The 4,749-nt window shown below is 56.9% G+C and carries 5 protein-coding genes; all 5 read left to right on the top strand.

Features of this window, described 5'->3' with window-relative positions; genetic code table 11:
• Positions 1 to 56: 56 nt before the first annotated feature.
• A complete protein-coding gene (locus KIO97_RS21660) occupies positions 57 to 575 on the top strand; it encodes a JAB domain-containing protein (protein WP_039977886.1) in 519 nt (172 codons plus the stop codon).
• A gap of 68 nt (positions 576 to 643) precedes the next feature.
• Positions 644 to 1,237, top strand: coding sequence for a DUF3275 family protein (locus tag KIO97_RS21655; RefSeq protein WP_285383908.1), 594 nt, complete (start codon positions 644 to 646; stop codon positions 1,235 to 1,237).
• Positions 1,237 to 2,328 carry a DUF6094 domain-containing protein gene (locus KIO97_RS21650; RefSeq protein ID WP_285383907.1) on the top strand — a complete coding sequence of 364 codons (1,092 nt, stop codon included), beginning with the start codon at positions 1,237 to 1,239 and terminating at the stop codon, positions 2,326 to 2,328. The genes KIO97_RS21655 and KIO97_RS21650 overlap by 1 nt, the downstream gene beginning before the upstream one ends.
• A gap of 77 nt (positions 2,329 to 2,405) precedes the next feature.
• Positions 2,406 to 2,981: a hypothetical protein gene (locus KIO97_RS21645; RefSeq protein ID WP_285383906.1), complete on the top strand. Its 576-nt coding sequence runs from the start codon at positions 2,406 to 2,408 to the stop codon at positions 2,979 to 2,981.
• Positions 2,982 to 2,995: 14 nt separating this feature from the next.
• Positions 2,996 to 4,749, top strand: a 1,754-nt coding sequence (locus KIO97_RS21640) for a helicase (RefSeq protein WP_285383905.1), incomplete at its 3' end; no start/stop codon positions are given.

Genomic DNA, 4,749 nt, shown 5'->3' with positions numbered 1-4,749 from the left:
TTCACCCATGAGGGGTCCCCCTCATTGGGTGCCCCTTTTTTTATTTGGAGCACCCAATGCGCTATCAATCGTCCTATGGCCAAGGCAAATTGCAAGAGCTGCAAGACGCCCCTGGCGAATACTACCAACTCACCGAGCCCGTCACCCCAGATGAACTGCTGGATATCGCCAATGCCATGGCGATGGACCGCTTATCACCCGGTGTGGCGCTGACCAGCCCAGAGCAGACCAAACGCACCTTAAGTGGCCTATTGCAGGGCATGGAGCGGGAAGTGTTTGGCGTCCTCTTTCTGAATCATCAACATCAGGTGATTGAGTTTGAGGTGCTGTTCTACGGCACCATAAATGCCGCCAGCGTCTATCCCCGAGAAGTGGTAAAACGCGCCCTACTCTGGAATGCGTCGGCGGTCATCTTGTGTCATAACCACCCGAGCTTATCGAGTGAACCCAGTCAGGCCGACAGACGCCTCACCCGAGTCTTGTGTGATGCGCTGGCGCTGATTGACGTGCGCGTGCTTGACCACTTTGTGGTCGGCGCGACCGTCACCTCGTTTGCAGAGCGTGGCTGGCTATAGCCCGCGCTCTTATCCCTAACCGGAAGGTCTTCCGGCGGGAAGGCCTTTGATTTTTCAGGAGGCCGAACATGGTCCAACTCCCTGGCACCTTAACCATTAAAACCGTCACCGGTCGCTATGGCGACTTTAACGTGGCCACCCTTGATAGCGAGATTGGCAAGTTTGCTATCCGCGATGCGGTGCTCGATGAGTACAACGAAGGCACCTACCAAGGCACCTTTGGGTTAACGCGCATCTACTCAGGCAGCTACCAAACCAGTCATCGCGTGGTGATTGAAACCCGCGCCGAGCTCAGTGGCATTTGGCTGAGCGACTACAAAGAAGAAGCCGTGCCAAGCGACGCGCCGATGGAAGAAGACCCTCTCGCCAAAGAGCGCAAAGCGCAGCAGAAACTGGCGGCGCAGCGTGAGACGGCATCGGCTTCCAATGGCAACGTGAGCGCTCAGAGCGCGCAAGACGACCTTGAAGGTTTGTTTGGCGAGCTCTGGCCACTGCCTGCGCAGGTTGGCGGCATCGTCAAACTCAACCCAGAAGTGGGGCGTGAGAAAATGGGGCAACAACTGAAATACCTCAAACGTCGCATTCACGACGAGCGAGTGTGGCAGTTCGAACCCAAGGCGCAGCACTGGCTGCGTTTGCGTGTCGATGAGGAGGCAAGCTGATGGCGGTGATGCATCCGCGCGTGGCGCACAACTACCTCAAAGATGGCGACTACCCAACGGATGAGGCCACCTTAACCTTGATTGCCAAGCGGCTGAGGTTCAAAGCCGGCACACAGCGTTTACTCGACCCGTGCTGCGGCGAAGGTCTTGCGCTGGCCAAGCTGGCGGCTGACATTGACGCGCACCCACAAAGTGCGCTTCACACCTATGGCGTAGAGCTCGATGCGGGGCGCGCTGAGAGCGCGAGCCAATGCCTTGATACGGTGCTGCGCAGCAATGCGTTTGACACCGTGGTAGGCGCAGGCAGTCAAAGTCTGCTGTTTTTGAATCCGCCGTATGGCGATGCGGTCACCGACCAGATAGAAAAGCAGCAACGCGACATGGCAAGACTGGAAGTGCAGTTTATTCAGCGCCTGCTTCCGAGCCTAAAACGCGACGGCGTATTGGTGTTGGTGGTGCCCCTCCCGTCGCTCACGCCCGCGCTTTGTCGATACCTGTCACTGCGACTGCGGGAGGTGCAGGTGGTTAAGGCCAGCACCGACCGCTTTAAGCAAGTGGTGCTATTGGGACGCAAAGCCGACTTACGTGGCAGCCAGCATCAAACGGCGCGCAGCACCACCGCGCAAAGCTTGATGCAAGTGGGCGAAGGGTTACCCATTCCACCCCACGTCACGACGCAGGCTCTGCTTGAGGTCACGCCAGTCACTGACGCCCCGTTTCGTTTTGAAATGGTGCGGCCAGAGACAGCGCAGCTTCAAGCGGCGTTTTTGCACCACGGCGGCCTCTGGCCCACGTTCGACACGCAATTTAACCAGGCTCGGCACCAACGCGTGCCAAGGCCACTGCGTAAACTTTCCCCCTGGCATTTGTCGCTGTCGCTCGCGGCAGGACAAATCGCCGGCAAGGTGGTCAGCAATGATGGCACGCGGACACTGCTGGTCAAAGGCGGCACCCAAAAGGTGCAGCGAACGGTCACCAGTATCGACGAGCATCAAACCATCACGACCAAGATAGACCAATTTCAGCCGCTCATTCGAGCGATTGACCTCACCCCAGGTGAGCGCTTTGGTCACATCGTGATTATCCAATAACCCCACTTTCATTGGCCCGTCAGGCGCTTTTCCTGACGGGAGAGGCGCCTTATTTTTTTTGATAAGGAAACCCAACCATGAACACACCACTGATTGCGCTCGATAACGGGCTCTACCTCGACGCGGTGGTCACCACCGCTGACCACAAGGTGCAATTTCTCTCCCTGTGGGGACGCGATGGCATGATGCAACACTTCTTCGCGGCGCTTACGTTGCCGCTGAGCGAAGGCGGACTGCGCGTCATGACCATCAAGCGGCCAGATGGAGAAAGTCTGGTGATGGACTTTGCTCACGCCAAGGCCCTCACCAAGCGCACCACTCGCCTGCCCAAATACAGCCCGGTCGGCGAATGGGTGCACACCTGGCTCATTCATCCATCACTGCTCAAACCTTCGGGTCAGAGCATGATCTTACTGAGCGCAGCGCCGCTGGCTTGGCTCGATTTATGGCCAACCATCAAGCAGCTTTGCCACTTGCCTTTACTCGAAGACTGGCAAGCCAGGCTGCAGCCACAACTTCGAGCTTGTATTGAGGTATTGCCAAGTGTGGGCGTACACGCCTATCAGCTCGATTTGCCGATTGAGCACATCGAAACCTTGGTCAGCAAGGCCATGCAACAAGGCTTACTCCCGGTCAAAGAAGGCGCCATGTGATGAGGACAACAGAGATGAATGACACCACGACAGAAACAACCTCAACCCCAGAGCATGACAGCGTGTTATCGCTGCATGACTTTATCGACCAGTTCGGTGAAGGCCTGCTGGATAACATTGAAGCGGCGCACCCCGCGCGTTATCAAACGCCCTGTAAGCAGCGTGCTCAGGTGATGCAATCGCTCAAGCGCGTGCCGTTTGAGGCGCAGGCCGAAGTGGTGCAAGCCATCAGTGCCCTACTTCTCGATGACGGCGCCCCGGCGGGCATTCTCAACGGGGAAATGGGCACCGGCAAGTCCATCATGGGTGTGGCCGCCAGTGCAGTGGCGCACGCGGAGGGCAAGGCCAAGCGTTTTTTGGTCTTATCTCCACCTCACCTAGTGTACAAATGGCGTCGAGAAATTCTCGATACCGTGCATAACGCGAAGGTGTGGGTACTCAATGGCCCCGATACGCTGCAGTCCTTACTCAGACTGAGGAAGGCTAAAGCGCATGACGGACCGGAGTATGTGGTGTTGGGTCGCGTGCGAATGCGCATGGGCTATCACTGGCAGCCTGCGTATCAGACCAAAACCCTCAAGCGTGAGCTCGGACACGATGGCATTAGCGCTCAAACGGCCAATCTGACGTTGGTGCGCTGCCCAGATTGCGGAAGCTTGATCAAGGATGATGACGGCGAGTTGATATCACCGAGTCACTTTCCGACTGACCAGCAGCTTAGCTGCGCGGCGTGTGGCTCTGCGCTGTGGACACTCCGACGACAGCGTCAGAGCGACACCTTGAGCAAAACCGTGTCCCGCGCCCTGCAGACCCTACCGACGATTGGCAAAGTCACCGCCGGAAAGCTGCTCGATGGCTTTGGTGAGCGCATGCTGGCCAAAGCGCTGACCGACAACATTTATGAGTTGGTCAACCTGCTTGATGACGACGGGGAGTTTGTGTTCAGCGAGCGTCAATCTGAGCGCATCGAACGTAAACTGGCCAAAACCCAGTTTGCGTTTGGGCAAGGCGATTACCAGGCAAGCGAGTTCATTAAGCGCTATTTCCCTCGCGGGTTCTTTGACTGGCTCATCATCGATGAAGCTCACGAATATAAGAACGCCGGAGCGGCGCAGGGGCAAGCGATGCAGGTGTTAGCCGGCTGCGTGAAACAATGCCTTCTTTTGACCGGCACGCTAATGGGCGGCTATGCGGAAGACCTCTTCTATTTACTGTGGCGCACCATGCCATCAGTGATGATGCAAGACGGCTATCGCTACCATCGTGGCAAGTTAGGCAGCGCGGCACTGATGTTCTCACAAGAGCACGGCATCATCAAAGAGGTGATGAAAGTCACCGATGAGGCCAACCACAAGACCGCCAAAGGCAAGAACGTCAAAGTCAGCCAAACCAGAGCGCCCGGTTTTGGTCCGCTCGGCGTGGCGAAGTACGTCCTGCCTTATACGGTGTTTGTCAAACTCAAAGACATGGGGGATGGGATTTTACCGCCTTACCAGGAACACTTTGAGGAGGTGCCGATGGATGAAAAGATGCAAATGCACTACAACGCCATGGAGCAAGACTTAACCACACGGCTTCGTCAAGCACTGGCCGCGGGTGACCAAACCTTATTAGGCGTGGTCATGAGCGCGCTGCTGGCATGGCCAGACTGCGCGTTTCGAGAAGAAGTGGTCACGCACCCGCGCAGCAAAGAAACGCTGGCTTACATTCCGGCGCTGTTTGATGCGCTCACCCCCACACCCAAAGAGCAAAGGCTCATTGAGCTGGT

This window comes from Vibrio sp. B181a, assembly GCF_030248375.1.
In the GTDB taxonomy this organism is placed as follows: domain Bacteria; phylum Pseudomonadota; class Gammaproteobacteria; order Enterobacterales; family Vibrionaceae; genus Vibrio; species Vibrio campbellii.
This window is presented reverse-complemented; position numbering and strand designations above follow the sequence as displayed.